Raw genomic sequence first — 24874 nt, forward strand, 5'->3', positions numbered from 1 at the left:
TCCGTCCGGACGGCCCCTTCGTCATGCCCGTGCGCGGCGCGCGGTCAGACCCGGCCGATCATCCAGAAGCGGAAGACGCCGGTGGAGTCCACCGTGCCGTCCACACCGGTGATGTTCTGGGCCGAGACGTAGTACGACTTGCTCTGCATCAGCGGGAGCAGCGGGACCTCGGTGGCCAGCGTGTTCTGGATCGTCGCGAAGGTGCCGGCGGCCGCGCTGCGGTCGCTCTGGCTCAGCGTCTGCGGCACCAGCTGCTGACTGATCGTCGGGTCGTCGAAGCCGGTGTGGTAGGCACCGCCGTCGACCACCAGCGGGACGACGAAGTCGTCCGCGTCCGGGTAGTCGGCAGTCCAGCCGACGGTGTAGGCCTGGTAGCTGCCGTTCGCCCAGCCCTTCTGGAAGGCGGTCCAGTCGGACTGCTGCTGGATGGTCACCTGGAACAGCCCGCCGGCCTCCAGCTGCTTCTTGATCGCGTCCACCTCGGCGCTGCCGACGGCCGAGCGCGACCAGGTGAGGGTGAACTTGACCGGCGTGCTGATCTTGGCATTGGCCAGGATCGTCTTGGCCTTGGCGACGTCCGGGTCACCGTACCTGTCGAAGAAGGCGGTGTTGTGGCCGGTGATGCCCTGCGGGACGACCGAGTAGAGCGGCTGGTCGGTGTGCGAGAACACGTCGCGGGCGAGCGCGGTGCGGTCCACCAGCTGGGCGGCGGCCTGCCGCACGGCGGTCTGGCCGACCGTCGCGTCCTTGGTGTTGAAGGCCAGGAAGCTGGTGTCGGTGCCGTCGCTCGCGACGACCTTGTACTTGCCGTTGCCGGTCTGCTGGTCGGTGAGCAGCTGCGAGGAGACCGACGGCTGCAGGCTGTTGTCGGTGAGGTTGACCTCGCCCTTGTCCAGCGCGTCCTTCAGGTCGGTGGCCTGGTTGTAGAACCGCAGCACGAACTTGCTGCTGGTCACCTTGTCGTCGCCCTGGTAGTGGCTGTTCGCCGAGAAGGAGATCTTGCTGGGCGACTGGCTGCCGCCGGAGCCGGTCGTCGAGTCGATCGAGTCGATCTTGTACGGCCCGGAGCCGACCAGCTGGCCGTTGGGCAGCTCCTTGTCGGCCGGGTAGACGCTGTGGTCGACGATCGAGGCGGCCGCGGTGGCGAGCTTGTCGGGCAGCACCGCGTCCGGCTGGGAGAGGTGGAACGTGACGTCGGTGTCGCCCTGCGCCTCGACCGACTTGACGGTGTCGAAGAGGACCGACGGACCGCTCGGGTCCTTGATCTGCTTCATCCGGTTGATCGAGAACACGACGTCCTGCGCGGTGAGCGCGTGGCCGTTGGAGAAGGTCAGGCCCGAGCGCAGCGTGCAGTGGTACGTCATCGAGTCGGTGCCGGTGAAGGCACAGGACTGCGCGGCGTCCGGCTGCGGGGTGCCGCCACCGGCGGGGAAGCTCAGCAGCGTCTGGAAGGTGTTGTAGAGCACCATCCAGGAGCCGGAGTCGTACGCACCCGCGGGGTCGAGCACGCTCGTGGTGTTGGTCGACCCCATCGTGATGGCGCTGCTCCCGCCACCACCGCCGACGGCGGACTTGACGGAGCCGCAGCCCGCCACGGAGACGGCCACCAGGGCCGCGCAGCCCAGGACCGCGAGTCGGCCGGGCGCGCGTCGTATCGCTGAAGTCATGCGTTCCTTCTCCGTGCAGGCCGGCCGTGGGGTTGCCGGTGGGCAGCCGCGGGCGTCCCCGTGCGGGGGCGGTGCCGCACGGGCCGCTCAGGCGTGTCGGGATAGACCGCAGCAGACTGCCATACCGGACCGGCGCCGCCGAGCCGGCGGCGGTGGCCGGTGCGACGAAGTGCCGACGAACACCGCCGACTTGTCACCCAATGCCCGATTTCTCCGGCCTCATGGCGAGCTGATCGGCGGTGTCCCGGCTTGGAACGTGGCGAGCGTCACATTCCCGCCCGCGTTTGGCGCCCGTTGTGCTCGGGCCGGACGGCCGTTCAGACCCTGGCATTCAGACCCTGGCGGCGACCACCGAGTTCAGCAGCTCCAGGTCCAGCTGCTCCAGCGAGCGCAGCACGGTGCGCCCGGGCGCCGGCTCGATCGGCGCCACCGAGGGCACCGCGATCACCGGACAGCCGGCCGCCTCGCCGGCCTGCACGCCCAGCGGCGCGTCCTCGATCACCACGCAGCGCGCCGGCACCGCGCCGAACCGGGCCACCGCGGCGAGGTACGGGTCGGGGTGCGGCTTGGTGCGGGCCACCTCGTCGCCCGCCACCGAGAAGGCGAACGGGTGGTCGCCGAGGTTCTTCAGCACCAGGTCGATGATTCTGCGGTGCGAGGCGGAGACCAGCGCGGCCGGGATCCGCTGCTCGGCGAGCAGCGCGAGCAGCCGGTCGGCGCCCGGCATCAGCGGGGCGCCGCCGTCCAGCAGCTCGACGAAGCGCTGGTTGATCCCCACCGTGAGCTCGGCCGGGCTCAGCTCCAGCCCGGTGACGCCGAGCAGGTAGTCGATCACCCGGGTCATCGGGCCACCGACCACGTGCTCGCGGTGCGACTCGTCGAGCGGGTGGCCGAGCTCGGCGAAGAGCGAGGCCTCGGCCTCCCACCAGAACTGCTCGGTGTCCACCAGCGTGCCGTCCATGTCGATCAGCACCGCCTGGATGCCCCGCCCGTCGTGCCGGCCGAGGTCGGCGCCGGCGGTGGCGGTAGCGGTGGTGGTGTCGACGCTGGTCATACGGCACGCCCCTTTGGCTGGTCGGCCCCGCTCCGGAGGAACGGGGTCGTCCATGGTACGCGCACCTCGGCGAACAGCACGCGATCGGCGGGTTACCGCGCGTTGAAGTACGTGGCCTCCGGGTGGTGGATGACGATAGCGTCGGTGGACTGCTCCGGGTGCAGCTGGAACTCCTCGGAGAGCACCACGCCGATCCGCTCCGGCTTGAGCAGGTCGGCGATCTTGGCGCGGTCGGCCAGCTCGGGGCAGGCGCCGTAGCCGAGCGAGAAGCGCGCGCCGCGGTACTTGAGCGCGAACATGTCCCGGACGTCCTGCGGGTCCTCGTCGCCGAAGCCGAGTTCGAAGCGGACCCGGGCGTGCCAGAACTCGGCCAACGCTTCGGCGAGTTGGACCGACAGGCCGTGCAGCTCCAGGTAGTCACGGTAGGCGTTCGCCTGGAACAGCTCGTTCGCGGCCACCGAGACCCGGTTGCCCATGGTGACGACCTGGAGGCCGAGCACGTCGCGCTCGCCGCTCTCCTCGGGGCGGAAGTAGTCGGCCAGGCAGAGCCGGCGGCCGCGGCGCTGGCGCGGGAAGGTGAACCGGGTGCGCTCGGTGCCGTCCTCGGCGAAGACGATCAGGTCGTCGCCCTTGGAGTTCGCCGGGTAGTAGCCGTAGATCACCGCCGGCTCCAGCCAGCCCTCGGTCTGCAGCCGGTCCAGCCACATCCGCAGCCGCGGCCGGCCCTCGGTCTCCACCAGCTCCTCGTAGGACGGCCCGTCGCCGGCCCGCGCCGCCTTCAGGCCCCACTGGCCCTTGAACAGCGCGTCCTCGTCCAGCCAGGAGGCGTAGTCGGCGAACGGGATGCCCTTGACGATCCGGTCGCCCCAGAACGGCGGGGCCGGCACCCGGTTCTCCACCGAGACGTCCGAGCGGATCTGGCCCAGGTTCGGCTCGTCCGGCTCCACCACCTCGACCCGGGCGTGCCGGCGCTGGCGCAGCTCGGGCAGCGCCGCGCCCGGGACGCCGCGCTTGACGCCGATCAGCGCGTCCATCAGCTTGAGACCCTCGAACGCGTCCCGGGCGTAGCGGACCTCGCCCTGGTAGACGGCGTGCAGGTCCTGCTCGACGTAGGCGCGGGTCAGGGCGGCGCCGCCGAGGATCACCGGGAAGTCGGCTGCCAGGCCGCGCTGGTTGAGCTCCTCCAGGTTCTCCTTCATGATCACGGTGGACTTGACCAGCAGGCCGGACATGCCGATCACGTCGGCCCGGTGCTCCTGGGCGGCCTCCAGGATCGCCGAGACGGGCTGCTTGATGCCCAGGTTGACCACGGTGTAGCCGTTGTTGGACAGGATGATGTCCACCAGGTTCTTGCCGATGTCGTGGACGTCGCCCTTGACGGTGGCGAGCACGATGGTGCCCTTGCCCTCGTCCTCGGACTTCTCCATGTGCGGCTCCAGGTGGGCGACCGCGCCCTTCATCACCTCGGCCGACTGCAGGACGAACGGCAGCTGCATCTGGCCGGAGCCGAAGAGCTCGCCGACCGTCTTCATGCCGTCCAGCAGGGTCTCGTTGACGATCGCCAGCGCCGGGCGGGTGGTCAGCGCCTCGTCCAGGTCGGCTTCCAGGCCCTTGCGCTCGCCGTCGATGATCCGGCGCTTGAGGCGCTCCTCCAGCGGCAGGGCGGCGAGCTCCTCGGCCTTGGAGGCGGCCGAGGAGGCGGCCGAGACGCCCTGGAACAGCTCCAGCAGGCGCTGCAGCGGGTCGTAGGCCGGCTCGTCGCCCTGCGCGGGGCGCCGGCGGTCGTAGACCAGGTCGAGGGCGACCTCGCGCTGCTCGGCCGGGATCCGGGCCATCGGCAGGATCTTCGCGGCGTGCACGATCGCCGAGTCCAGACCGGCCTCGACGCACTCGTGCAGGAAGACCGAGTTGATCACCTGACGGGCGGCCGGGCTGAGGCCGAACGAGATGTTGGACAGGCCCAGCGTGGTCTGCACGTCCGGGTGGCGGCGCTTGAGCTCGCGGATCGCCTCGATCGTCTCGATGCCGTCGCGCCGCGACTCCTCCTGGCCGGTGCCGAGCGTGAACGCCAGGCAGTCCACCAGGATCGAGCCCTCGTCGATGCCGTAGTCGCCGGTCAGCTCCGCGATCAGCCGCTCGGCGATCGCCACCTTCTTCTCGGCGGTGCGGGCCTGCCCGTCCTCGTCGATGGTCAGCGCGATCAGACCCGCGCCGTACTCGCGCGCCAGCGAGGCGATCCGGCCGAACCGCGAGTCCGGCGCGTTGCCGTCCTCGAAGTTGACCGAGTTGAGCACCGCGCGACCGCCCAGCAGCTCCAGGCCCGCGCGCAGCACCTGCGGCTCGGTGGAGTCCAGCACGATCGGCAGCGTCGAGGCGGTGGCGAGGCGACCGGCGACCTCGCGCATGTCGGCCACGCCGTCCCGCCCGACGTAGTCCACGCACAGGTCCAGCAGGTGGGCGCCCTCGCGGATCTGCTCGCGGGCGATCTCCACGCACGCCTGCCAGTCGCCGGCCAGCATCGCCTCGCGGAACTTCTTCGAGCCGTTCGCGTTGGTCCGCTCGCCGATCGCCAGGTACGAGGTGTCCTGACGGAACGGCACCGACTGGTAGAGCGAGGCGGCAGACGGCTCGGGCTGCGGGTCACGGGCGACGACGGCGCGGCCGCGCACCCGCTCGACCACCTGGCGCAGGTGCTCGGGGGTGGTGCCGCAGCAGCCGCCGACCAGCGACAGCCCGTACTCCCGGGTGAACGTGTCGTGCGCGTCCGCCAGCTCCTGCGGGCTCAGCGGGTAGTGGGCGCCGTCCTTGCCGAGCACCGGCAGGCCCGCGTTCGGCATGCAGGACACGCCGATCCTCGCGTTCTTCGCCAGGTAGCGCAGGTGCTCGCTCATCTCGGCCGGGCCGGTCGCGCAGTTCAGGCCGATGTGGTCGATACCGAGCGGCTCCAGCGCGGTCAGCGCGGCGCCGATCTCCGAGCCGAGCAGCATCGTGCCGGTCGTCTCCACCGTCACCTGCGCCAGGATCGGCAGGTCGAGGCCCGCCTCCGCGCAGGCGGCCTTGCAGCCCAGGATCGCGGCCTTGGTCTGCAGCAGGTCCTGGCTCGTCTCGACCAGCAGCGCGTCCGCACCGCCGGCGATCAGGCCCGCCGCGTTCAGCCGGAAGCCCTCGCGGACCACCTCGAAGGTGGTGTGGCCGAGCGTCGGCAGCTTGGTGCCCGGGCCGATCGAACCGAGCACCCAGCGCGGGCGGTCCTCGGTCGCGTACGCGTCGGCGACCTCGCGGGCGATCCGCGCACCGGCCTCGGAGAGCTCGAAGATGCGCTCCGAGATGTCGTACTCGCCCAGCGCGGCGAAGTTCGCGCCGAAGGTGTTCGTCTCCACGCAGTCCACGCCGACGGCGAAGTACGCCTCGTGGACGGAGCGCACGATGTCGGGGCGGGTGACGTTCAGTACCTCGTTGCACCCTTCCAGGTCCTGGAAGTCCGCGAGCGTCGGATTCTGCGCCTGGAGCATCGTGCCCATCGCGCCGTCCGCGACGACGACACGGGTGGCGAGGGCTTCACGCAAGGCACTGGCACGGGCCTGCGGAGCTGCGGACGGGACACTGGTGGCCATGGGGCTACTCCCTGGGTGCGACGGCTGTCGGCTATGCGCTCCCCTCCGAACGGGGATGCACGCGGCCAGCGTATCCGGACCCCGGCGGTAGGACAGTGGGCGTTCCGTATGGTGGGCGGTTCCATGGGCCATCCGTGGCTGTCGGGGGCACGGCAAGGGTCATCGGCGGTGGTGAAAGGGGAGGGGCGGGTTTGCGAGTGCGTGCGGGGCTGGGAGCGGTGTCGGGAACGGTGGGAGCGGTGTCCAGGGCGGTGTCCAGGGCGGTGTCCGGCGCGCTGTCGGGGCTGCCGGGGGTGCTGTCGCGGGGCCTCGGCAGGCCGCGGCGGGCCTGGCGGGGGTGGTCGCGGCGGCGCAGGGTGCTGGTCGCCGGGCTGCTGGTGCTCGCCGTCGCGCTGCTCCCGATCGGGGCGCTGGCGCTCGCGCTGCGCCTGGCCGACGCCGGCGCGCCGTCCCCGCTGGCCCGCTCGCGCGGCCGGGACGCCGCCTGGCTCGGGCACGCCTGGGTGGACGGCCGCAAGGGCCCGGCCGACCTGGCCGCGCTGCCGCAGACGGTCCGCGGCGGCATCCACGACCTGTACGTGCACGCCGGTCCGCTGTCGGACGACGGCTCGCTGCCCGCCGCCCGCTACCCGCAGGCCCGGCAGCTGCTGGACGCGGTGCACCGGGAGATGCCCGGGGTGCGGGTGCAGGCCTGGCTCGGCGATCTGGTCGCGCCGGAGGAGACCGGGCTGCAGCTGGACGATCCGGCCGTGCGCGCGCGGATCACCGCCTCGGCCGGCCAGGTGCTGGACGCCGGGTTCGACGGCGTGCACTTCGACCTGGAGCCGGTGCACTCCGGCTCGGCCGGGTTCCTCACGCTGCTCGACCAGGTGCACGCGGTGACGGCCGCGCGCGGCGCACCGCTCTCGGTGGCGGCGCCGCAGATAGACCCGCTGCCCGACCTGCACTCGGTGGCCGGGACGCTGAACGGGCACCCGAAGTGGTGGTCGCAGCAGTACTTCGGCGAGGTGGCCCGGCGGGTCGAGCAGATCGCCGTGATGTCCTACGACACCGCGATGCCGCTGGAGTCGCTCTACGGGGGCTACGTCGCGCAGCAGACCGCGCTGGCGCTGGCGGCGACGCCGGACCGGGTGGACCTGCTGATGGGCCTGCCGGCGTACTACGCGGACCAGTTCGGCCACCGCGGCTCGGCCGAGACGGTGCCGGCCGCGGTGCGCGGTGTGCGGCTCGGGCTCTCCCGGCAGGCGGTCGGGCGGCAGACGTTCGGGGTGGCGGTGTACGCGGACTTCTCGGCGACCGCGCAGGACTGGGCCGCGTACCGGCGGGACTGGTGCCGGCTGGCCGACTGACGCGGCGGCGGGCGGACGCGGCGGCGGGCGGACGCGGCGGCGGGCGGACGCGGCGGCGGGCGGACGCGGCGGCGGGCGGACGCGGCGGCGGCCGGTGGCTCGTCGGGTGACGGGCCACCGGCCGCCGCCGGTGTCAGGTGGTGTCAGCTGGTGCGAGCCGGTGTCAGCTGAAGTCCAGCCCGCCGGTGCGGGTGCGCTTCAGCTCGAAGAAGTGCGGGAAACCGGCCAGCAGGCGGGCACCGTCGAAGACCTTGACGGCCTCCTCACCACGCGGGATCGAGGACAGCACCGGGCCGAAGAAGGCCACACCGTCGATGTGCAGGGTCGGCGTGCCGACGTCCTCACCGACCGGGTCCATGCCCTCGTGGTGGCTGCGGCGCAGCGCCTCGTCGTACTCGGTGCTGGTGGCCGCATCGGCCAGCTCGGCCGGCAGGCCGACCTCGGCGAGCGCCTCGGCGATCACGGCCGGGAAGTCCTTGTTGGACTCGTTGTGGATCCGGGTGCCGAGCGCGGTGTAGAGCGGGCGCAGCACCTTGGCACCGTGCTGCTCGGCCGCGGCGATGCAGACCCGGACCGGGCCCCAGCCGCGATCCATCATCTCCTTGTACCGCTCGGGGATGTCCTCACGACCCTCGTTGAGGACCGAGAGGCTCATCACGCGGAAGTTGAGGTCGAGGTCGCGGTGCTGCTCGACCTCCAGGATCCAGCGGGAGGTGATCCAGGCGAAGGGGCACATCGGATCGAAGTAGAAGTCAACCTTGGTCGGGGCGGCGGCGTCGCTAGTCGTCATACGCCCACGATAGGCGGCGGGTCGGACGTCCGGCAGACCAATCCGCCAAATCCGTCGGCAGGTCAGGGCGTTGCCTCGGGGTGCGGGGGTGGGAGCGGTGCAGGGGTGGTGCACGGGTACCCGAGCGGCGTGCGCGATGATCGCTCTCGGGGTCGCGGGGTGCGGCCGCCGATCGGAGGGGGAACGCCATGGAGACCGCGCCGTCCGCACCGCTGCTGGTGCTCTGGGACATCGACCACACGCTGATCGACGGCGGGGCGGTCAGCCGCCGCGCCTACGCCGCCGCGTTCCTCCGGGCCACCGGCCAACGGCTGGACCAGGTCTGGCAGTTCGACGGGCGCACCGAGCTCGCCGCGGCCACCGGGATACTGCGCGCGCACGATCTGGACCCCGACGGCGGGCTGCTCGACACCTTCCTCGACCTGGTGGTCGCCGAGATGCAGGACCGCGCCGACGACCTCGCCGACGAGGGCCGGGTGCTGCCGGGGGCGCTCGAGGCGCTGCGGGCGCTGGGTGAACTGCCGGGCGTGCGGCAGTCGGTGCTGACCGGCAACCTGTACGCGCTCGCGGTGCTCAAGCTCGGCGCGTTCGGCCTGACCCGGCACCTCGACCTGCGCCTCGGCGCGTTCGGCGAGGACGCCTACGAGCGCACCGACCTGCCGCTGCACGCGTTCCGCCGCTCCCAGGAGCTGCTCGGGCGGGGGTTCTCCGGCACCGACACGGTGATCATCGGTGACACCCTGCGGGACGTCGGCACCGCCAAGGCCGCCGGCGCCCGCAGCATCGCCGTCGCGACCGGCACCGCCACGGCCGCGGACCTCGCGGCGGCGGAGCCGGACGTGCTGCTGCCGGACCTCGCCGACACCGCGGCGGTGCTGCGCGCGGTGCTGGGCGGCTGAGCAGGGCCGGGCTGGCTGGCTGGGTGGCTGGCTGAGCGGCGGAAATCCGATTGCGGGCGGCTGCGACCGGTGTTGCACTGTCGCCCATGGATCAGGACCGGGTACTCGCACTCTTCGACCGCCAGCTGCGCCGCGAGGCGCCCGCCGACGCCCCCGGGGCAGTGGTCGAGCGCACCGGCACGGTCGTCCGCCAGGACGGCGGCCCGGACGGGTGGAACGGCGTGCTCTGGTCCGGCCTGGACGAAGCCGGTGCGGACGCCACGATCGCCGAGCAGGTGCGGTACTTCGGCGCGCTGGGCCGCGAGTTCGAGTGGAAGCACTACCGGCACGACCAGCCCGCCGACCTGCCGCAGCGGCTGCTCGCCGCCGGCTTCACGGCCGAGCCGGCCGAGGCGCTGATGGTGGCCGAGGTCGCCGGGCTCGCCGCCGACACCGCGCTGCCGGCCGGCATCCGCCTGCAGCAGATCACGGACCCGGCGGACGTCGAGCTGTTCATGCGGGTCCACCGGCAGGCCTTCGACAACGACGGCTCGTTCGAACAGCGGCTGCGCGTGCAGCTGGCCGAGGCACCGGACTCGATCAGCGCGGTGGTCGCGCTGGCGGGCGACGAGCCGGTCTGCGCCGCGCGGATGGAGTTTCCGCCGGGCACCGACTTCGCCGGCCTGTGGGGCGGCGGCACGGTGCCCGCCTGGCGCGGGCGCGGCATCTACCGCGCGCTGGTCGCACACCGGGCCGGGCTCGCCGCCGAGCGCGGCTACCGATACCTGCAGGTGGACGCCTCCGACATGAGCCGCCCGATCCTGGCCCGGCTCGGCTTCGCGCAGCTGAGCGTGACGACGCCGTACGTGCACGGGTGAGTCGCCTTACCTGAACGGGTGACACGGCTGCGCGGGGCCGTGGGCGGGAGCGCTAGGGCGGCCACGTAGGATCCGCGCCATGCCGCAGTCGTCCGCCCCCGGTCCGATACCCGGCCCCATACCCGGTCAGCGCCGTCACGAGCCGGCCGAGCCGTGGCCGGCCGGCATCGAGCCGATCACCGCCGACCCGCCGCCGCACCGGGTGCGTTCGACGCTGCTCACCCAGTCCTGGCTCGACGTCACCTTCGTGCACTGGGAGGCCGACCCGGCGACGATCGCGCCGCTGCTGCCGCCGGGCGCCGTGCCGGACACCTTCGAGGGCCGCAGCTACGTCGGCCTGGTGGCCTTCCGGATGCACCGGATCGGCTGGTTCCGGCTGCCCGGCCTGCCGTACCTCGGGAGCTTCCCGGAGACGAACGTCCGGCTCTACTCGGTGGACCGGCACGGCCGCCGCGGCATCGTCTTCCGCTCGCTGGAGGCCTCCCGGCTGGCCGCCGTGCTGACCGCCAGGATCGGGTTCCGGCTGCCCTACATGTGGGCCCGGATGGCGATCCGCCATGAGGGTGACAGCATCGGCTACTCCAGCGTGCGCCGCTGGCCCGGACCACGCGGGGCCCGCGGCCACCTGACGGTCGAGGTCGGCGAGCCGGTGGCCGAGCCGAGCGAGCTGGAGCACTTCCTCACCGCGCGCTGGGCGCTGCACAGCCGCCCCTTCAAGCGCTTCAGCCACCTGCCGAACACCCATCCGCGCTGGCCGCTGCACCGGGCCCGGCTGACCCACCTCGACGAGGACCTGGTGCGCGCGGCCGGTCTGCCCGCGCCCATCGGGGAGCCGGTGAGCGTGCTGTACTCCCCCGGCGTCCCGGTCCGGTTCGGCCCGCCCTCGCCCAGGCCCGGCATCCCCTACCAGAGGTGATCATTCGGCTACCATGCGTCGCCATGATCACCTCTGCCTGCCGCCGGCTGCTGACCGCCGTGGCGACCGTCCCCCTGCTGCTCGGCGCCGCCGCCCCGGCGGGCGCCTCGGCCCACCGCACCGCCGCCGTCCCCGGCTACGTCGCGCTCGGCGACTCGTACGCCGCCGGTGTCGGGGCCGGGGACTACGACCAGGCGGCCGGCGACTGCCACCGCAGCAGTCGCGGCTACCCCGCGCTCTGGGCCGCCGTGCACGCGCCCGCGGCCTTCCACGACCTCGCCTGCTACGGCGCCGACACCCAGCAGGTGCTCACCGGCCAGCTGCCCGCGGTGCCGGCCGGCACCGGGCTGGTCACCCTCACGGTCGGCGGCAACGACCTCGGCTTCGCGGACGCGGTCGTCGACTGCCTGCAGCCCCTGACCACCGAGGCGCGCTGCGACCAGGCGCTCGACACCGCCGCCCGGCTGCTCCGCGACGAGCTGCCCGGCCGGCTCGACGGGCTGCTGACCGCGGTGACGGCGGCCGCACCCGGCGCCCGGGTGGTACTGACCGGCTATCCGCACCTGCTGGAGAGCCCTGCCACCGGCACCTGCTGGACCGGCACCGACGCGCGCCGGGCGCGCTTCGCCACGCTGGCCGACCAGCTGGACGAGCTGCTGCGCGCGAAGGCCACCGCGCACGGCGACCGGTTCGCCGATCCGCGCCCGCCGTTCACCGGCCACGGTGTCTGCGCCGCGCACGGCACCGAGTGGATCAACGGGATCGTCCTGCTGACCCTGTGGGAGTCCTTCCACCCGACCGCGGACGGTCAGGCCCGCGGCTACCTGCCGGTGGTGGACCAGGCGCTGACGGCGTAGCCCGGCCCGGCTGCCCGAGTGCCGGACGGCAGCGCGCGGGAGAGCGGATCACTGCGAGAGTGGAACAGCGGCCGAACAGCAACGGACGTCCACGGATAACCGGTGGCGTCCTGGGGAAACACCGCCGAGACTGTCCCGACGGGTCGGCCGCCGGTCGGAATCGGCGCGCATCAAAGCCCGTAGGCTGGGCAGGTAGGGTCCGTGGAACGGAGCGTTCCACGGTGAGGAGAGCAGTCGGCAGCCGGCCGGATGCAGGGCAACCGGCCCGCTGGGGCAGGGGGCACGGCCAGGCCGGCCGGAGGGAGACGCTGGGTGATCGAGTTGGAAGATGTTCCCGAGTTGATCGACCCGGTCATGGTCTGTGCCTTCGAAGGCTGGAACGACGCGGGCGACGCCGCCTCCACGGCGGTCGGACATCTGGACGAGACCTGGGGCGGCAAGGTGTTCGCCGCCCTGGATGCGGAGGACTACTACGACTTCCAGGTGAACCGGCCGACCGTCTGGCTGGACGGCGGGGTCCGGCGGATCACCTGGCCGACCACCCGGCTCTCGGTGGTCCGGGTGACCGAGCCGAAGACCCGTGACCTGGTGCTGGTGCGCGGCATCGAGCCGAGCATGCGCTGGCGCTCGTACTGCAACGAGCTCCTCGGCTTCGCCCACGAGCTGGGCGTGGAGCTGGTGGTGATCATGGGCGCGCTGCTCGGCGACACCCCGCACAGCCGTCCGGTTCCGGTCAGCGGCGTCACCTCGGACCCGGACCTGGCCCGCACGCTCGACCTGGAGGAGAGCCGCTACGAGGGGCCGACCGGGATCGTCGGCGTGCTCCAGGAGGCCTGCGCGCACGCCGGGGTACCGGCCGTCACGCTCTGGGCCGCGGTGCCGCACTACGTGGCGCAGCCGCCGAACCCGAAGGCGACGCTCGCGCTGCTGAACAAGCTGGAGGACCTGCTGGACCTGCGGATCCCGCCGGGCGAACTGCCCGAGGACTCGCGGGCCTGGCAGCTGGGCGTGGACCAGCTGGCCGCCGAGGACAGCGAGGTCGCCGAGTACGTGCAGCAGTTGGAGGAGGCCCAGGACACCGCCGAGCTGCCGGAGGCGAGCGGGGACGCGATCGCCCGCGAGTTCGAGCGCTACCTGCGCCGCCGGGACAACCAGGGGCCGAGCGGCGAGAAGCCGGTGACCGGGCGGGCGCTCGCCGAACGCCCCGAGCAGCCGGCCGGGTCGACCGAGACGCGGGCGGAGCCGGACCTGGAGCTGGACCCGGGGGCGGACCTGGAGACGGAGGCGGCCCCGGAGACGGTGGCGGAGCTGGAGACGGAGACCGGCGGCTCGGCCGCAGCGGACGGGCCGGCCACCGACGGCTTGGCACCGGATCCGGAACAGGGCCACGGCGAGCAGAGCGGCGAGGAGGCTGCCGGCGGGAACGGCGGCGCCGACCGCTGAGCGGGGCTTCACAGGTGGCCGATGACCGGCGTCGGGCAGCCGCCGGTCATCGGCCGCGTCCAGTCCACCGTCCCGACCGATCCCTGTCAAGGGTCTAGACCACCTGCGGCGGCGAGCCGCTGGTCGGGCTGCTTCGGCGTGCCGGACGGGCGGCGCTGCGCCAGGTGCACGGGAGTACCGTGGAACACCGGAGCCGGGTGTGGCCGAGGTGACGGCGATGATAGTGGATGCGGTACTGGGGGCACTGGCTGGGCTCGCCGCGCTCGGCGGGGTCTGGGCTGCGATGAGCGTGCGGGTCGTGCAGCAGTTCCAGCGGGGCGTGGTGTTCCGCTTCGGCAAGGTGCGGGACGACATCCGCCAGCCGGGTCTGGTGATGCTGATGCCGGTCGCCGACCGGATCCGCCGGGTGAACGTGCAGATCATCACGATGCCGGTGCCGGCCCAGGAGGGCATCACCCGGGACAACGTGACCGTGCGGGTGGACGCGGTCGTCTACTTCAAGGTGGTGGACCCGGTCCGCGCCACCGTGAACGTGCAGGACTACCAGTTCGCGATCTCCCAGGTCGCCCAGACCTCGCTGCGTTCGATCATCGGCAAGAGCGAGCTGGACGACCTGCTCGCCAACCGTGAACCGCTCAACCAGGGGCTGGAACTGATGCTGGACAGCCCGGCGCTCGGCTGGGGCATCCAGATCGACCGGGTGGAGATCAAGGACGTCGCGCTGCCCGAGTCGATGAAGCGCTCGATGGCCCGGCAGGCCGAGGCGGACCGTGAGCGGCGCGCCCGGATCATCACCGCGGACGGCGAGTACCAGGCGTCCAAGCAGCTCTCCGAGGCCGCCTCGATCATGAGCGCCACCCCGGCGGCGCTCCAGCTGCGCCTGTTGCAGACGGTGGTGGAGGTCGCCGCCGAGAAGAACTCGACGCTGGTCCTGCCGTTCCCGGTGGAGCTGCTGCGGTTCCTGGACAGCGCCGCGAGCACCCAGGAGGCACAGCGGCTGCGGACCCTGCGCCAGGAGGCGGACCGGCAGGAGGCCAAGCTCCAGGAGGGGCAGCTCCAGGACAGTCAGCTCCAGGAGGCGGAGCAGCTCCAGGACAGTCAGCTCCAGGATGGCGCAGAGCTCGACGGGCAGCCTCAGGATGGCGTGCCGGCCACCGCGCTCGACCCCACGGAGTCCGTCGTCCCGATCGAACCGGTCGTCCCCACCGAGCCGGTCGAGCCCGGCGAACAGCGGTGAACGCAGAGGGCCGCCGACCTGTTGTCAGGTCGGCGGCCCTCGGTACGAGTTGCGGGTCAGCCTTACAGCGCGACGCCCAGCAGTGCGTCCACCGTGCGCGAGACCAGGCCCGGCGCGCCGATGTCCGTGCCGCCGGTGGCTGCCTGCCGGTCCGCCCAGCGGTCCACCGCGGCGAGCGCGGCCGGCGCGTTCAGGTCCTCGGCGAGCGCGGCGCGCACCTCGGCGAGCAGCTCCTCGGCCGGCGGGCCGTCCGGCCGGGAGACCGCGGCACGCCAGCGGGCGAGGCGCTCGACGGCCTCGTCCAGCGTGGTCTTGGTCCACTCCCAGTCGGAGCGGTAGTGGTGCGAGAGCAGCGCGAGCCGGATCGCCGCCGGGTCCACGCCGTCGCGGCGCAGCGCGGAGACGAAGACCAGGTTGCCGCGGGACTTGGACATCTTGTGGCCGTCCAGCGCGACCATCCCGGCGTGCACGTAGGCGCGCGCGTACGGGTGGGCGCCGGTGGCGGCCTGGGCGTGCGAGGCGCCCATCTCGTGGTGCGGGAAGGACAGGTCGCTGCCGCCGCCCTGGATGTCGAAGGACATGTCCAGGTACTCCAGCGCGATCGCCACGCACTCGATGTGCCAGCCGGGGCGGCCGTGGCCGAGCTCGGTGTCCCAGGCCGGCTCGCCCGGGCGGGCGGCCAGCCAGAGCAGCGCGTCCAGCGGGTGGCGCTTGCCCGGGCGCTCCGGGTCGCCGCCGCGCTCGCCGAAGATCGGCAGCATCTCCTCGCGGCTGAGCCGGGAGACCTCGCCGAACCGCGGGTCGGCCTCGACGGAGAAGTAGATGTCGCCGTCCAGCTCGTACGCGGCGCCGCTCGCGAGCAGCTTCTTGACCAGCGGGACGATCCACGGGATCGACTCGACCGCGCCGATGTAGTGGGCCGGCGGCAGGATCCGCAGCGCCGTCATGTCCTCGCGGAACAGCGCCGTCTCACGCTCGGCGAGCGCCGTCCAGTCCTGACCGGTGGCGACCGCGCGCTCCAGCAGCGGGTCGTCCACGTCGGTCACGTTCTGCACGTACAGGACGTCGTGACCGGCGTCCCGCCAGACCCGCTGGACCAGGTCGAAGGCGTTGTAGGTCGCGGCGTGGCCCAGGTGGGTGGCGTCGTACGGGGTGATCCCGCAGACGTACAGCCGCGCGGTACGGCCTTGCGGCACGACCTCGCGGACCGTGCCCACGGCGGTGTCGTGGATACGCAGGGGGAGTCCCTGACCAGGCAGGGCGGGAACCTCGGAAGCGGGCCAGGCATGCATGAGTTCGACTCTAACCTTGCGATCATTTGAAAGGCTAACCAGTACGGAGATTCGGCTGAAACCCGTGCCGGCACGGGTTTCCCCCGTCGGCCTGGTCGCAACGGCTGCGAAAACGGTCCGCCGACCCGGGCTATTCCCGAGTCGGCGGATGAGTTGCGGAGGGGGTGCTCCGTGGCTGTGGGTACGGGTCGATCAGACCGGCGGCCAGGGGATCGACGGCCATTCCTGGGACGGCACCGGGTGGCGTCCGTCACTCAGCAGCCCGGCGATCCGCCGGCGAGTGGCCGTCAGTTCAGCCTTCGTCAGATGCGGCCGCAGCCGCTCCCCCAGCGCGCCGTCCAGCTCGGCCGCGAGCCGGCCCAGCGTCTCCACCGCCTCCTCGGTCAGCGGTTCGTTCGCCCAGCCCCAGAGCAGCGTGCGCAGCTTGCCGGGCACCGCGAAGGTGACGCCGTGGTCGATGCCGTAGAGCCGGCCGTCGGCCGCGGCGAGCAGGTGGCCGCCCTTGCGGTCGGAGTTGTTGAGCACCGCGTCCAGCACGGCGAGCCGGCGCAGCCGCTCGTCGTCGGCGTGCACCAGCAGCGCGGTCCGGCCCTCGCCGACCTCGGCCAGCACGATCGGCAGCCAGCCCGGCTCGGGGCCGTCCTGGTCCTGGAGCGCCAGCAGCGACTCGGCCTTCGGGTCCGGCTCGACCCAGATCTGCACCATGCCGCTGCCGTACGGCCCGTCGCGCAGCACGGTGGGCGGGATCGGCGCCCAGCCGGTCGCGGCGCCCAGCTCGTAGGCGGCGACCTCGCGGCCGGCCAGCGTGCCGTCCGGGAAGTCCCAGAGCGGGCGCTCGCCGGCCACCGGCTTGTAGATGCAGAGCGCGCTGACGCCGTCCAGCGCGACCGAGCAGTACAGCGCGGCGTTGGACGCGTCGGTCAGCTGGCCGTGCACCGTGAGCTCGCCCTCGCGCAGCAGCGTGAGTGCGCTCGGGACGTCGGCGGCCAGCGCGGCGCCGACGGCCGGGTCGGCCTCCGGTATGTCCCGCTCCGGGGCCTCGCTGCCGGACGGCGGGGTCTCGGCCGCCCCCGGGGCCGTCTCGTCCGTCGCCGGGGTGGGCTCGGCCACCGGGGCCTGGTCGGCGTTCAGCGCCGGTAGCCGTTCGCGCGCGGGCACAGGTGCCCCTCCGGGTCGAGCGGCAGGTTGCAGAACGGGCAGGGCTTGCGTCCGGCCGCCACCAGGTCCAGCGCGCGCTTGGCGAAGACCCGGGCCATCGCCCCGGTCAGCCGCACCCGCAGCATGTCGGGGCCGTTCTCGTCGTCCTCGAAGACCGCCTCCTCGGATTCCTCCTCCTCGGCGTCCTCCAGCACCGCCTGCGCCTCGACCACCAGGCAGCTCTCGCCGCTGTCCCAGGCGAGCGCCATCGTGCCGACCCGGAACTCCTGCTCCAGCGGCAGGTCCAGCGGAGCGGTGTCGATCAGTTCGGCCGGCGCCACGGCCGGGATCGGGGCCTGGCCGCCGCTGCGCCGCAGCGCTTCGTCCAGCACCTCCTCGACCCGCTCGGCGAGCGCGGCCACCTGCGTCTTCTCCAGCAGCACGCTGGTGATCCGGCCGCTCGCGCTGGCCTGCAGGAAGAACGCCCGCGAGCCGGGCTGGCCGACGGTGCCGGCCACGAACCGCTCGGGCTGGTCGTAGAAGAAGACCTGTCGGGGCACTCTCTCGCTCCGGGGTGTGAACGTGTCTGTCGGTCGTTGGAGGTTTGCGCGGGCTGTTTCTTCACCCTACGGCGTCGGCACAGCCTCGGTGCCTTCGCCGCCGACTCGGTCGGCGGCGCTTTCGGCGATGCTCGTGTCGGTGCTCTCGCCAGTGCTCTCGTCGGCGCCGGTGGAGCCGCCGATCACGGCGTCGCCGTCGGCCGCTGCCCTGACGCGCAGGCTGCTCAGGTCGCCGGTGTCGCCCATCCGCAGCAGGAACGGGCGCATCGGGGTGTAGCGGATCACCGTCACGGTGCACGGATCGACGTTGATCCGCTGGAAGTGGTCCAGGTGCAGACCGAGCGCGTCGGCCACGATCGCCTTGATCACGTCGCCGTGGCTGGCGGCCAGCCAGACCGCGTTCGGGCCGTACTCGGCGGCGATCTTCTCGTCCCACTCGCGGGCCGCCTGCACGGTGCGGTGGCTGAGCGCGCGCAGCGACTCGCCGCCGGGGAAGGCGGCCGCCGAGGCGTGGTCCTGGACCGTCCGCCAGAGCGGCTCCTTGGCCAGCTCGGAGAGCGGCCGTCCGGTCCACTCGCCGTAGTGGCACTCGCCGAACCGCTCGTCCAGCGTCGCCTCGCCCAGTTCGGGGCGGGCCGCCAGCAGCGGCTCGACGGTCTGCCGGCAGCGCTCCAGCGGGCTGCTGACCACGCGCGCGATCGGCACTCCGGCCAGCCGGTCGACCAGCCCGGCCGCCTGCGCCCGGCCGGTCTCGTCCAGCTCGACACCGGGCGTCCAACCAGCGAGGATCCCGGCCGTGTTGGCGGTCGAGCGGCCATGGCGTACCAGCAGCAGTGTGGGCATGGTCCCAAGCCTACGACGTGCCCGGCGAAGCCCCGCCCCGCTCCCGGCCGCAGCCGCCCCACCGGCGCACTGTGTCAAGTGCGGACGGGGGTGAGGAGGGAGCGGGAGCCGTCAACAGAGCGGGGCCCGCCACGCTTGCGGCGGACCCCCGACCGGCTCCCGGGCAGCTCCAGGGCGGCTCCAGGACGACTCCAGGGCGGCTCGAGGACTCCGGTTGACGACGGCTCAGGCCGGGCCGGCCTCGGACCGGGACCGACCTCAGGCCAGCCCGGCCAGCTCCAGCGCCTCGACGCCGGTGCGCAGCGCGGTGATCCGCTCGTCCAGCGTCCAGCCGGCCGGAGCCAGCGTGAGCGTGGTGACCCCGGCGTCCGCGTAGGCCCGCATCCGGTCGGCGATCCGCTCCCGGGTGCCGAGCAGCGCGGTCGCCTCGATCAGCTCCTGCGGGACGGCGGCCGCGGCACCCGCCTTGTCCCCGGCCAGGTAGCGCTGCTGGATCTCGTCGGCGGCCTGCTCGTAACCCATCCGGCGGGTGAGCTGGTTGTAGAAGTTCTTCTCCTTGCTGCCCATCCCGCCGATGTAGAGCGCGACGTAGTCGCGCTGGCTGTCGGCGAGCGCCGCGACGTCCTCGCCGACCGCGATCCCCACGGTCGGGCAGACGTCGAAGCCCTCCTTGCCGAGCCCCGCCTTCGCCCGCCCGGCCCACACCGGGTCGAGCGAGACGGCGGCGTGCTCGGGGGCGAAGAAGATGCCGAGCCAGCCGTCGGCGATCTCGCCGGTGAGCTCCAGGTTCTTCGGGCCGATCGCCGCGATGTACAGCGGGATCCGCTCGCGCACCGGATGCACCGTCAGCTTGAGCGGCTTGCCCGGGCCGCCGGGCAGCGGCAGCGTCCAGTTCGCGCCCTGGTGGGTGAGCCGCTCGCGGGACATCGCCTTGCGGATGATCTCCACGTACTCGCGGGTGCGGGCCAGCGGCTTGTCGAACTTGACGCCGTACCAGCCCTCGGAGACCTGCGGCCCTGAGACGCCGAGGCCGAGCCGGAACCGGCCGCCGGAGAGCGTGTCCAGGGTGGCGGCGGTCATCGCGGTCATCGCCGGGGTGCGGGCCGGGATCTGGAAGATGGCCGAGCCGACGTCGATCCGCTCGGTCTTCGCGGCCACGTAGGAGAGCACGGTCGCGGCGTCCGAGCCGTAGGCCTCGGCGGCCCAGCAGACCGAGTAGCCGAGCCGGTCGGCCTCCTGGGCGACCGCGATGTTGTCGGCGTCCAGGCCGAGTCCCCAGTAACCGAGATTGATACCGAGTCGCATGAGCGTGCCGTGCCTTTCGGGCGAGGAGCATTCGTCGTGAGGTTAGCCGGGTGGGCGGGGACCGGCTACCGACCGGTAGCTGTGTGGCGCGTCACATCCGCCGGGGTGGGCGGGGGCGGGCAAGGAGCGGTGCGGACAGGCGCGCGGGGGCGGGCGGCCAGGCGCGTGGCGGCCGGTGCGGGTGGCACGCGGGGGCCGCTGCGCGGGTCTGCGCGGCTGGGTGAAAGCGGGCCACTACGCTCACCAGCACGTCACCAGCGAGGGGGTCCTCCGGCATGGAGCAGCGTCATCTCGGCCGCAGTGGTCTGCGGGTCTCCCGGCTCGGTCTGGGCACCATGACCTGGGGCCGGGACACCGACGAGCAGGTGGCCGCCGAGCAGCTCAAGGAGTTCGTGGACGCCGGCGGAACGCTCATCGACACCGCGGACGTCTACGCGGACGGCGGCGCCGAATACCTGCTCTCCCGATTGACGGACAGTCTGATCCCGCGCTCGGAACTCGTCATCGCCACCAAGGCCGGCAGCGTGCCGGAGAGCGACCGCCGCTTCGACACCTCGCGCGGCCACCTGCTCGCCGCCCTGGACGCCTCGCTGCGCCGGCTCGGCACCGACTACGTCGACCTCTGGCAGGTGCACGCCTTCGACCCGGGCACCCCGACCGAGGAGACCATGCACGCGCTCGACCTGGCCGTCTGCTCCGGCCGGGCCCGGTACGTCGGGGTCGCCAACTACAGCGGCTGGCAGCTCGCCAAGGCCGCCACCTGGCAGCGCGCCGCGCCCGGCCGGGTGCCGCTGGTCGGCGCGCAGCTGGAGTACTCGCTGCTCCAGCGCGGCATCGAACGCGAGGCACTGCCGGCCGCCGAGGACGCCGGGATCGGCCTGCTCGCGTACTCGCCGCTCGGGCGCGGGGTGCTGACCGGCAAGTACCGGCACGCCGTGCCGCAGGACTCGCGCGCCGCCTCGGCGTACTTCGCCGGCTTCGTGCAGCCCTATCTCGGCGAGCGCTCGCGGCGGATCGTGGACGCGGTGGCCACCGCTGCGGACGGGCTGGCGAGCAGTCCGCTGGCGGTCGCGCTCTCCTGGGTGCGGGACCGGCCGGGGGTGGGCAGCGCGATCGTCGGCGCCCGGACGGCGGCCCAGCTGCAGCAGGCACTGTCGGTGGAGGCGCTTACGCTTCCGGGTGAGATCCGTGGCGCGCTGGACGACATCTCGGCACCTTCGCGCCGCTACCCCGAGCAGGACTGGAACGAACTGTGAGTCAGACCCACGACGAGGCGGCCGCCGCCACGCCGGACAGTGCGGCGGAGCACGGCACGGTGGAGCACGACGCTGCGGTGCCCGACGCGGCGGAGCGCGCGGCGGCGTCGCACGCCCCTGCTGCGGCAGCCGAGGCGCGGGCGGAGGCGGCGGCTGACGGGCCGGAGGCAGGCGATCCCGAGACTGCCGCCGCGCCGCGTGACGCGCAGGCGCACGCCGCGGAGGTCGCCGCGCTCGCGGAGGCGATCCGCAACGTCGGGCAGGGCGCCGCGACCACCGCGACCGCTGCGGGCTCCGGCGATGCGCCCGCCACCAGCACCGGCGCCGGCACCACTACCGCCGCCGCCACCGATGAGACGCGTGCCGCCGCCGTCAGCGCCGTCGCCGAGGTGCTCACCGCAGGCGGCGCGCCGGCGCCGGCCGTCGACGGGCTCGCGCAGGCCGCCGTCGGCGCGTTCGGCGAAGGCGCGGCCGGGCTGCTGCGTGAGGACCCGTGGGTGCTCCTCACACTGCCCGGCGTGCGCCCCGAGCAGGCGGACGGCTTCGCCCGCGCGCTGCTCGGCCCGGCGGCCGGCCCCGGCGACTCGCGCCGCGGCCAGGCACTCGCCGTCTGGCTGCTGGAGCAGGCCGCGGTGCGCGGCCACTCCGCGCTGGAGGCGGCCGAGCTCCAGGCCGGCCTGGAGAAGCTCGGCCTGCCCGACCCCGCGCAGGCGCTCCAGGAGGCCGTGCTCGACGGCCGGGTGATGCCGTTCCAGGAGGAGGAGACCGGCCCCGGCGCCCGGCAGACCGAGGAGGACGAGGAGCCGCCGATGCGGATGCTGCTCGCGCTGGAGCGGCTCGCGCTCGCGGAGGAGAGCGCGGCGGACGGGCTGGTCCGGATCATGTCCACCTTCGAGCCCGAGGGCGCACCGCTCGACGAAGCGCCGGCTGACGACCCGTCCACCGACGAACCGTCAGCGCCTTTGGCCACCACCGCCGCCAGGGTCACCAGCGCCGACTGGGCGGCCGCCGCTGCCGCCGCGCCGTCCGCCTCCGCCCGCGCGCTGATCGAGGCCGTGGCCGCGAACCCGCTCGTCCTGCACACCGGCGACGCCGCCTCGCGTGGCGAGCTCGCCGCGTTGCTGGATGCCGCGTGCGGGCTCGGGCTGCGCGCCTGGGCGGCCTCCTGGACCGAGCACGGCCGGGACGCGCTGCGCGCCCTGCTGCCGGCCGGCACGCCCGCCGCCACGGCCCCGGTCACGCTGGCCGCGCTGCTCGGCGCCGGCTCCCCGGTCGGGCGCGCCGAGGACGGCTCGCTCGCGCTGGACCTGCTGATCGTCCAGGACGCGCCGCTGCTCGATCTGGAGCTCGCCGCGACGCTCGTCGAGGCGCTGGCCGACGGCACCCGGCTGGTGCTCAGCGGCGATCCCGGCCAGCTCTGGTCGGCCGGTCCCGGGCGGCTCTTCGCCGACCTGCTGGCCGTGAAGGCCTGTCCCGTGGTCGCCTCGCGCACCCCCGACCTCGGCCCGATCGGCGAGCTCGTCTCCGGGATCGGCATCGGCGAGCTGTCGAGCGTCGAGGCGCCGGACAAGGAGGTGGTGATCCTGACCGCCCGGGACGCCGCCGAGGCCGTGCACCGGGCCGTCCAACTGCTCACCGACTCGATCCCGCGTGCGCTGGGCATCCCGACCGAGCAGACCGTGCTGCTCACCCCAGGCCACGGCGGCGGCGCCGGCACCCGGGCGCTGAACGCGGCGGCCAAGGCGCGGCTGAACCCCGGGCCCGGCCGGTTCGCCGGCTTCGACCCCGGGGACCGGGTGGTGTACTCGCCGGCGCCGGGGATCAACCGGCCGGGCACGGTGACGGGCGGGGACGGCCGAGGGCTGCACATCTCGCTGGGCCCGGTCCCGGCACCGGCCCCGACCCCGGACGCCCAGCCCGACGGTTCGCCGAACGGCGCGTCGAGCGGCATGCCGAGCGGTTCGTCGGATCAGCCGACCGATGGATCGTCCGACCAGCTGACCATCACCCCGGCGCAGATCGACCGGCTGCGGCACGGCTGGGCCATGACGGTCCATCAGGCTGCCGGGCGGCGCTGGCCGGCCGCCGTCGTGGTGGTGCCGGAGGACGCCGCCGCCGGACTCACCCGGCAGTGGGTCTACACCGCCTTCGGGCGGGCCGAGCGGCACCTGTCCGTGGTGCACGCGGCCGGCCCCGCGCTGGCCCAGGCCGTCGCCGAGCGGCCGGCCACACCGCGCACGACCCGGCTGCGGGCGATCCTGGCGGAGAACGCCGAGCAGGCGTACTGACACCCGTCGGTCCGACGGTTGCGGCCATGGCTGCGCCGGCACGCGAGGCGAGCTCGCGTGCCGGCACGGCCATCGGCCGCTGGGACTCGTGGGACTCGGCGGAGCTCAGTCCTCCGGCTCGTCGTCGTACACCTCGCTGACGTCGAAGCGGCAGAGCAGCAGGTGCGGGTCCGGGCTGTCGAACGGCTCGGCCAGCCACTCACCCGGCTCCGCCACCTCGGTCGCCGTCACCCAGAGCGTCGCGTCGCCCTCCTCCAGGCCGAACTCCTCGGCCCGGGCGGCGATCTCGTCCGGCTCGTACTCGCCGAAGACCAGGCCGACGGCGGCCGTCACGCCCTCGCCGGGGCCGTCCACCGGGGACAGCGAGCTGTCCAGCCGCTCCGCCTGGGCACGCAGCCGCTGCGGGTCGGCGATCCGGTAGTCGCGGCGGATCAGCACGCTGACCGCCTCCGGCTCCTCGGGGCCGCGATAGCTCCCCGGGCCGCCGTCGCCGGGGACCTCGAACGGGGTCACCTCGTCGTAGACCTCGTAGAGCAACTGGTCGTAGGCGATGGCCGCCGCGGCCAACTCCTCGTAGGCCGCGAAAATCGCGGGATCATCGTCGGTGGTGCTGCTCGACACAGCTTCCAAATGGCGGTCGATAGCGGCCTTGACCGCCTCGGCGGCTTCGCGTACCTCGGTCCGGGTGAGCTGCGCGGCATCAGACATGAGGCAGACGCTATCCGTACCTGGGGTCGGACTGCACAGGGGTTCCACTCTGAGCACCGGAAAACCCGGCAACTTGACCCGCGATGTCCGAACCGTGCGGTTCTGCGTCAGGTCCGAGCACGCCGCCAGCGGTGTCCGAGCACCGGTCGACGGCCGTTCGAGCGCACGCCCGTGCCGGGTGCGCGAGCCGGACATCCGCGGTTCCGCTGCCGCACCTCACGCGAACCGTCCGGTCCGGCGCGTCCCCGCATCGCGGGCGGCGAGCACGGGTAGAACGCCACCAGGCGCCGTTCACTCCCGGGAATTGATCGTGCATCAGGAAGCGTCTCCTGGGAGCATGGCGCGTGGCCGGCCCGGGGGCGGCTCCGGGCCCCGGCCACTGTCGGGGGCACGCCGTAGGCTTGCCCGCAGACGTCGCTGAGGAGGCGAACCCTTGACCCCACCGAAGCTGGTCCGGCAGCCCGAGTACGAGTACCAGTCGCTGCGCATGCCACGCGGCACGACCCGCAATGCGGCACGGCAGCTGCTCACCGAGCACGCCGAGTACGGGCACTGGGAGCTGGACAGGCTGAGGCTCGACCCCGACGGCACCCGGACGGTGCTGCTGCGCCGCCGGATCATCCGGCAGGTCCGCACCAGCTGGTGACCGGCCGCACCGGCCCGGGGGCGGCCGGCGCGGCATCACGTCACACGGACGCCCCGGGGGCCAGTGCGCCCCCGGGGCAGTCCCAGGACCCGCGGGCGCGTGCATCGGCCGCGCCCGTCATCGATCAGCCGATCAGCTGATCAAGCGACCAGCCGA

At 73.4% G+C, this 24874-nt stretch carries 20 protein-coding genes; 10 read left to right on the top strand and 10 right to left on the bottom strand.

Annotated elements, in window-relative coordinates; all coding sequences use genetic code 11:
* Positions 1–44: 44 nt before the first annotated feature.
* The 3 genes from AC060L_RS30005 to metH all read right to left on the bottom strand — a co-directional run bounded on the left by AC060L_RS30005 (position 45) and on the right by metH (position 6335).
* On the bottom strand, positions 45–1667 hold the full coding sequence (locus AC060L_RS30005; RefSeq protein WP_483802095.1) for an ABC transporter substrate-binding protein: 1623 nt from the start codon (positions 1665–1667) through the stop codon (positions 45–47).
* 331 nt (positions 1668–1998) lie between these two features.
* A complete protein-coding gene (locus AC060L_RS30010) occupies positions 1999–2721 on the bottom strand; it encodes an HAD family hydrolase (RefSeq protein ID WP_483802096.1) in 723 nt (240 codons plus the stop codon).
* A 92-nt stretch (positions 2722–2813) separates the two neighbouring features.
* Positions 2814–6335 (bottom strand): methionine synthase, encoded by a 3522-nt coding sequence (gene metH, locus AC060L_RS30015; protein ID WP_483802097.1) that lies wholly within the window; start codon positions 6333–6335, stop codon positions 2814–2816.
* Positions 6336–6574: 239 nt separating this feature from the next.
* Between metH and AC060L_RS30020 the strand changes: the two genes are divergently transcribed.
* Positions 6575–7684 (top strand): hypothetical protein, encoded by a 1110-nt coding sequence (locus tag AC060L_RS30020; RefSeq protein WP_483802098.1) that lies wholly within the window; start codon positions 6575–6577, stop codon positions 7682–7684.
* A gap of 163 nt (positions 7685–7847) precedes the next feature.
* Here AC060L_RS30020 and AC060L_RS30025 read toward each other — a convergent pair whose 3' ends face one another.
* A complete protein-coding gene (locus AC060L_RS30025; RefSeq protein ID WP_483802099.1) occupies positions 7848–8474 on the bottom strand; it encodes a mycothiol-dependent nitroreductase Rv2466c family protein in 627 nt (208 codons plus the stop codon).
* A 188-nt stretch (positions 8475–8662) separates the two neighbouring features.
* Between AC060L_RS30025 and AC060L_RS30030 the strand changes: the two genes are divergently transcribed.
* From AC060L_RS30030 to AC060L_RS30055, 6 genes are all read left to right on the top strand, one after another.
* Positions 8663–9373: an HAD family hydrolase gene (locus AC060L_RS30030; protein ID WP_483802100.1), complete on the top strand. Its 711-nt coding sequence runs from the start codon at positions 8663–8665 to the stop codon at positions 9371–9373.
* A gap of 86 nt (positions 9374–9459) precedes the next feature.
* Positions 9460–10230 (top strand): GNAT family N-acetyltransferase, encoded by a 771-nt coding sequence (locus AC060L_RS30035; RefSeq protein ID WP_483802101.1) that lies wholly within the window; start codon positions 9460–9462, stop codon positions 10228–10230.
* Between the two features lie 79 nt (positions 10231–10309).
* The gene (locus AC060L_RS30040) at positions 10310–11146 is read left to right on the top strand and encodes a YqjF family protein (RefSeq protein WP_483802102.1); all 837 of its coding nucleotides are present in this window, start codon (positions 10310–10312) and stop codon (positions 11144–11146) included.
* 23 nt (positions 11147–11169) lie between these two features.
* Entirely contained in the window at positions 11170–12003 is an 834-nt protein-coding gene (locus AC060L_RS30045) for an SGNH/GDSL hydrolase family protein (RefSeq protein WP_483802103.1), read from the top strand.
* Positions 12004–12315: 312 nt separating this feature from the next.
* Entirely contained in the window at positions 12316–13446 is a 1131-nt protein-coding gene (locus tag AC060L_RS30050) for a PAC2 family protein (protein WP_483802104.1), read from the top strand.
* 217 nt (positions 13447–13663) lie between these two features.
* Positions 13664–14683 (top strand): slipin family protein, encoded by a 1020-nt coding sequence (locus AC060L_RS30055; protein WP_483802132.1) that lies wholly within the window; start codon positions 13664–13666, stop codon positions 14681–14683.
* 62 nt (positions 14684–14745) lie between these two features.
* Here AC060L_RS30055 and mshC read toward each other — a convergent pair whose 3' ends face one another.
* From mshC to AC060L_RS30080, 5 genes are all read right to left on the bottom strand, one after another.
* Positions 14746–15975, bottom strand: coding sequence for a cysteine--1-D-myo-inosityl 2-amino-2-deoxy-alpha-D-glucopyranoside ligase (gene mshC / locus AC060L_RS30060; RefSeq protein WP_483802105.1), 1230 nt, complete (start codon positions 15973–15975; stop codon positions 14746–14748).
* 192 nt (positions 15976–16167) lie between these two features.
* Positions 16168–16998: an SCO1664 family protein gene (locus AC060L_RS30065; RefSeq protein ID WP_483802133.1), complete on the bottom strand. Its 831-nt coding sequence runs from the start codon at positions 16996–16998 to the stop codon at positions 16168–16170.
* Positions 16999–17102: 104 nt separating this feature from the next.
* Positions 17103–17672 carry a DUF3090 domain-containing protein gene (locus AC060L_RS30070; RefSeq protein ID WP_483802106.1) on the bottom strand — a complete coding sequence of 190 codons (570 nt, stop codon included), beginning with the start codon at positions 17670–17672 and terminating at the stop codon, positions 17103–17105.
* A 66-nt stretch (positions 17673–17738) separates the two neighbouring features.
* Positions 17739–18515: a histidine phosphatase family protein gene (locus AC060L_RS30075; RefSeq protein ID WP_483802107.1), complete on the bottom strand. Its 777-nt coding sequence runs from the start codon at positions 18513–18515 to the stop codon at positions 17739–17741.
* Positions 18516–18773: 258 nt separating this feature from the next.
* Positions 18774–19820: an LLM class F420-dependent oxidoreductase gene (locus tag AC060L_RS30080; protein WP_483802108.1), complete on the bottom strand. Its 1047-nt coding sequence runs from the start codon at positions 19818–19820 to the stop codon at positions 18774–18776.
* A gap of 275 nt (positions 19821–20095) precedes the next feature.
* Here AC060L_RS30080 and AC060L_RS30085 point away from each other — a divergent pair, with 275 nt between their 5' ends.
* Both AC060L_RS30085 and AC060L_RS30090 read left to right on the top strand, forming a co-directional pair.
* A complete protein-coding gene (locus AC060L_RS30085; RefSeq protein ID WP_483802109.1) occupies positions 20096–21076 on the top strand; it encodes an aldo/keto reductase in 981 nt (326 codons plus the stop codon).
* Positions 21073–23364 (top strand): ATP-binding domain-containing protein, encoded by a 2292-nt coding sequence (locus AC060L_RS30090; protein ID WP_483802110.1) that lies wholly within the window; start codon positions 21073–21075, stop codon positions 23362–23364. Before AC060L_RS30085 ends, AC060L_RS30090 begins: the two co-directional genes overlap by 4 nt.
* A gap of 105 nt (positions 23365–23469) precedes the next feature.
* Here the strand turns inward: AC060L_RS30090 and AC060L_RS30095 are convergent, their stop codons facing one another.
* On the bottom strand, positions 23470–24072 hold the full coding sequence (locus AC060L_RS30095; protein ID WP_483802111.1) for a hypothetical protein: 603 nt from the start codon (positions 24070–24072) through the stop codon (positions 23470–23472).
* A gap of 433 nt (positions 24073–24505) precedes the next feature.
* Between AC060L_RS30095 and AC060L_RS30100 the strand changes: the two genes are divergently transcribed.
* Entirely contained in the window at positions 24506–24718 is a 213-nt protein-coding gene (locus AC060L_RS30100) for a DUF5703 family protein (RefSeq protein ID WP_483802112.1), read from the top strand.
* The last annotated feature ends 156 nt before the right edge of the window (positions 24719–24874 follow it).

This window comes from Kitasatospora sp. NEAU-69 (assembly GCF_057158765.1).

What these genes read in the sequence shown, in the direction of transcription:
- AC060L_RS30005 (WP_483802095.1), bottom strand. Translation starts at nt 1,667, where the DNA reads ATGACTTCAGCGATACGACGCGCGCCCGGCCGACTCGCGGTCCTGGGC.
- AC060L_RS30010 (WP_483802096.1), bottom strand. Translation starts at nt 2,721, where the DNA reads ATGACCAGCGTCGACACCACCACCGCTACCGCCACCGCCGGCGCCGAC.
- metH (WP_483802097.1), bottom strand. Translation starts at nt 6,335, where the DNA reads ATGGCCACCAGTGTCCCGTCCGCAGCTCCGCAGGCCCGTGCCAGTGCC.
- AC060L_RS30025 (WP_483802099.1), bottom strand. Translation starts at nt 8,474, where the DNA reads ATGACGACTAGCGACGCCGCCGCCCCGACCAAGGTTGACTTCTACTTC.
- AC060L_RS30030 (WP_483802100.1), top strand. Translation starts at nt 8,663, where the DNA reads ATGGAGACCGCGCCGTCCGCACCGCTGCTGGTGCTCTGGGACATCGAC.
- AC060L_RS30035 (WP_483802101.1), top strand. Translation starts at nt 9,460, where the DNA reads ATGGATCAGGACCGGGTACTCGCACTCTTCGACCGCCAGCTGCGCCGC.
- AC060L_RS30040 (WP_483802102.1), top strand. Translation starts at nt 10,310, where the DNA reads ATGCCGCAGTCGTCCGCCCCCGGTCCGATACCCGGCCCCATACCCGGT.
- AC060L_RS30045 (WP_483802103.1), top strand. Translation starts at nt 11,170, where the DNA reads ATGATCACCTCTGCCTGCCGCCGGCTGCTGACCGCCGTGGCGACCGTC.
- AC060L_RS30055 (WP_483802132.1), top strand. Translation starts at nt 13,664, where the DNA reads ATGATAGTGGATGCGGTACTGGGGGCACTGGCTGGGCTCGCCGCGCTC.
- mshC (WP_483802105.1), bottom strand. Translation starts at nt 15,975, where the DNA reads ATGCATGCCTGGCCCGCTTCCGAGGTTCCCGCCCTGCCTGGTCAGGGA.
- AC060L_RS30075 (WP_483802107.1), bottom strand. Translation starts at nt 18,515, where the DNA reads ATGCCCACACTGCTGCTGGTACGCCATGGCCGCTCGACCGCCAACACG.
- AC060L_RS30080 (WP_483802108.1), bottom strand. Translation starts at nt 19,820, where the DNA reads ATGCGACTCGGTATCAATCTCGGTTACTGGGGACTCGGCCTGGACGCC.
- AC060L_RS30085 (WP_483802109.1), top strand. Translation starts at nt 20,096, where the DNA reads ATGGAGCAGCGTCATCTCGGCCGCAGTGGTCTGCGGGTCTCCCGGCTC.
- AC060L_RS30095 (WP_483802111.1), bottom strand. Translation starts at nt 24,072, where the DNA reads ATGTCTGATGCCGCGCAGCTCACCCGGACCGAGGTACGCGAAGCCGCC.